Source organism: Streptomyces sp. NPDC090077 (genome assembly GCF_044747545.1).
Lineage (GTDB): Bacteria > Actinomycetota > Actinomycetes > Streptomycetales > Streptomycetaceae > Streptomyces.
Genome location: NZ_JBIVEG010000068.1, coordinates 1 through 3,284, shown reverse-complemented (window position 1 = coordinate 3,284; position 3,284 = coordinate 1). Strand labels below are relative to the sequence as shown.

The window sequence follows — 3,284 nt, the reverse complement described above, 5'->3', positions numbered from 1 at the left end:
TGGGCGTCAAGCTCACCACCCTGCGCCCGGAGCAGGCCGCCTACATCGGCGTCAAGGTCGAGGGCCCGTACAAGCCCGACCACTACCGCTACTGATCCCCGCGGATCCGCAGCACTCCAGGCAGGCCCCCGGCACCCGCGCCGGGGGCCTGCCCCGTACCCGAGGACCCATGCCATGCCCCGCGGCCGCTACTCGCTCCACGACCCGCACGACCACACGCCCCTCGGCGAGGAACACTTCCACTGCGCCCCCGGCCCCTCCGGCTGGCGCTACGTGGCCCAGCTGACCACCCCGGACGGCGAACACCGCGGCTCCCTGGACCTGGCCGTCGACGCCCTCGGCCGCCCCATCCGCATGGAGGCCAACGCCGGCGGCTGGCAGGTGCGCGGCGCCGCCATCGACGGCGTCACCTGGGTCCGCACCGACCCCGCCGGAGCCGAGGCCACCGAGGGCAACATCGCCGCCCCCGGCTTCACCGGCAGCTCCCCGGCCTTCCTCGTCGCCACGGCCCGCCTGCTGCGCCTGGCCCCCGGCGCCCCCGCGACCCGGGTCCGGCTCCTCGCGCTGACCGATCCGGTGCTGGCACCCCGCACCGTCGACCAGGCCTGGGCCCTGCTCGCACGCGCCGAGCACCCCACCGACAGCGGCCCGCTGGTGGTGGACGAGTACCAGGTCACCGCCCTGGACACGGGCGAGGTCCACACCGTGCACATCGCGGGGGACGTGGTCCTCTCGGCACCGGGCATCGAACTCGAACACCTGGAAACCCCGCCCTCCACCTTCGCGGACGACGAGGGCTTCGCGGACGACGAGGACCGGACGGAGGACTAGGAGGGCGGCGCGAAACCAGTCCCGCGCGGAGCCGGTGACGCGGGCGGTACCGGCGGCGCCACGGGCGCGGGAGCCGGAGCCGGCGCGGCCGGGGCCGTGACGGGCGGCATCTGAACGGCCGGGACCTGGCCCTGGACCTGGACCTGCACCGGGGCCGGTCCCGGGGCGAAGGCCCGCGCGGCATCCCGGGACTGCCGCTCGTGCACCACCGCCATCAGGAACGCGGCGGCCGGCACCCCGGCCGGCGGCGGCGTCCCCGTCCGGGCCACCACGTCGTCCGCGAGCCGCACCGCCATCGCGGCACCCGTGTGCGGGTCCAGCTGGTTCATCCGGGTCAGGTACTGCCGGATCGCCAGCCACAGCCCGTCCGGCACCGCCGACAGGTCCAGCGCCGCGAACTGCCCGGCCAACCACGGCGGCGGCGGGGGCACCGGCATCACCCGGGCACCCGGCACCCGCTCCCGGACCACCAGGGTCCCGGCGAACACGTCACCCAGCCGCCGTCCCCGCTCCGACACCAGCGAGGCGATGCAGGCGACCGCCCCGAAGGTCAGCAGCAGCTCCACGACCCCCATGGCCCCGCGCACCAGCGCGTGCCGGAACCGGATTGGCCCGCCGTCCTCCCGCACCACCCGCAGCCCGCAGGCCATCTTCCCCAGCGAGCGGCCCCGGCTCAGCGTCTCCACCGCGATCGGCACGCCGACCACCACCAGCACGAAGCTCGCCACCGACACCGCGGCCTGCGCGGCGTCGTCGAGACCCGCCGTCGCCGCCAGCAGGCCGACGATCACCACCACGAACCCGGTGCCGTACACGGCCATGTCGAGCAGGACCGCCAGGGCCCGGCTCGGCAGCCGCGCCGGCCGCAGACCCAGGACGACCGCGTCCCCCGTCACCAGACCGCTCACCGCGCGCACCTTTCCCCGACCTGACCCGCCCCTGTGCACCCCAGTCTGCCAAGCTGGCCGCAGGAGAAGTAAGCCGTATCGGGTGGCCAGGGGCAGGGGAGCGGTAACCGGATGGATCTCGACGTCTTCGTGGCGGCCCACCAGACGGAATGGGCCCGCCTGGAGCAGCTCCTCGGCCGCGGCCGTCGGCTCACCGGTGCGGAGGCAGACGAACTCGTCGCCCTCTACCAGCGCACCTCCACCCACCTGTCGCTGATCCAGTCGAGCGCCCCCGACCCGATGCTCACGGCCCGGCTCACCCAGCTCGTCGCCCGCGCCCGCTCGACCGTCACCGGCACCCGCCGCGCGAGCTGGCGCGACGCCGCCCGCTTCTTCACCGAGTCCTTCCCGGCCGCCGTCTACCGCAGCCGCCGCTGGTGGATACCCACCGCACTGCTCTCCACCGCCCTCGGCGTGCTCATCGGCTGGTGGATAGCCGCCCACCCCGAGGTCCAGAGCGCCATAGCCACCCCGGAGCACCTCAAGGAGCTGACCCGGCCCGGCGGCGGGTACGAGACCTACTACTCCAGCCACCCGGCGGCCTCCTTCGCCGCGCAGGTCTGGACGAACAACGCCCAGGCCGCCGCGATCTGCCTGGTCCTGGGCGCCTTCCTGGGGCTCCCGGTCCTCTGGATCCTCTTCCTCAACATGGCGAACCTCGGCGTGGGCCTCGGCCTGATGACCTCCGCCGGCCGCCTCGACGTCTTCCTCGGCCTGATCCTCCCGCACGGCCTCCTCGAACTGACCGCCGTCTTCGTCGCCGCCGGCACGGGCCTGCGCCTCGGCTGGACCGTCGTCGACCCGGGCCCCCGCACCCGCCGCACCGCCCTCGCCGAACAGGGCCGCGCCGCCCTCGGCATGGCCATCGGTCTGGCCGCGGTCCTGTTCGTCTCGGGCCTGATCGAGGGCTTCGTGACCCCGTCGGGCCTCCCCACCTGGGCCCGCATCACCATCGGCGTCGTCGCGGAGGCCGCGTTCCTGGCCTACGTCTACGTCCTCGGCGGCCGCGCGTCCCGGGCGGGCGAGGTGGGCGACGTGGAGGAGGCGGACCGCACGGCGACGCTCCCGACCGCGGCCTGATGTGCGTACAAGGCAGCTGAGCTGCTAGTCTCCTCGTCGTCCCGCAGACCGTTGACACGGCCGCTGCGGGGAGGTAGATTCGAACGGTTGCCTCGAACTGGACAAGTTCGGCAGCGATGGTTTAAAGTCTCTCTCACCCCCAAATGGAATTGAATTCCCGTGGGGTACAGCCGACTCCTCATTCAGGAAGCCGAAGCCGGGAAATCCGGTGGAAAACTTCTGATAGAGTCGGAACCGCCGGAAAGGGAAAGCGCGAAAGCGCAGAACCTCGAAAGCGCCGAGGAAATCGGACACGAAAGAGTCTGATAGAGTCGGAAACGCAAGAACGAAAAACGAAAGCCCGGAGGAAAGCCCGAGAGGGTGAGTACAAAGGAAGCGTCCGTTCCTTGAGAACTCAACAGCGTGCCAAAAATCAACGCCAGAAGT

Annotated in this window: 5 protein-coding genes; 3 read left to right on the top strand and 2 right to left on the bottom strand. The window is 72.4% G+C overall.

Going from position 1 to position 3,284, the window contains the following annotated elements:
- On the top strand, window positions 1-95 hold a 95-nt coding region (locus ACIPW5_RS39835; RefSeq protein WP_351857368.1), incomplete at its 5' end, for an adenosylhomocysteinase.
- 79 nt (window positions 96-174) lie between these two features.
- Window positions 175-831 carry a hypothetical protein gene (locus ACIPW5_RS39830; protein WP_401256410.1) on the top strand — a complete coding sequence of 219 codons (657 nt, stop codon included), beginning with the start codon at window positions 175-177 and terminating at the stop codon, window positions 829-831.
- On the opposite strand, the gene ACIPW5_RS39825 is transcribed toward ACIPW5_RS39830, so the two are convergent.
- Window positions 828-1,739, bottom strand: a complete 912-nt coding sequence (locus ACIPW5_RS39825; RefSeq protein ID WP_401256407.1) for an RDD family protein — start codon at window positions 1,737-1,739, stop codon at window positions 828-830. The two genes, ACIPW5_RS39830 and ACIPW5_RS39825, sit on opposite strands and share 4 nt — an antisense overlap.
- Window positions 1,740-1,850: 111 nt before the next feature.
- Here ACIPW5_RS39825 and ACIPW5_RS39820 point away from each other — a divergent pair, with 111 nt between their 5' ends.
- Entirely contained in the window at window positions 1,851-2,858 is a 1,008-nt protein-coding gene (locus tag ACIPW5_RS39820) for a stage II sporulation protein M (RefSeq protein ID WP_401256404.1), read from the top strand.
- Between the two features lie 182 nt (window positions 2,859-3,040).
- Here ACIPW5_RS39820 and ACIPW5_RS39815 read toward each other — a convergent pair.
- Window positions 3,041-3,284: hypothetical protein (locus tag ACIPW5_RS39815; protein ID WP_401256401.1), on the bottom strand; the 244-nt coding region annotated here is incomplete at its 5' end.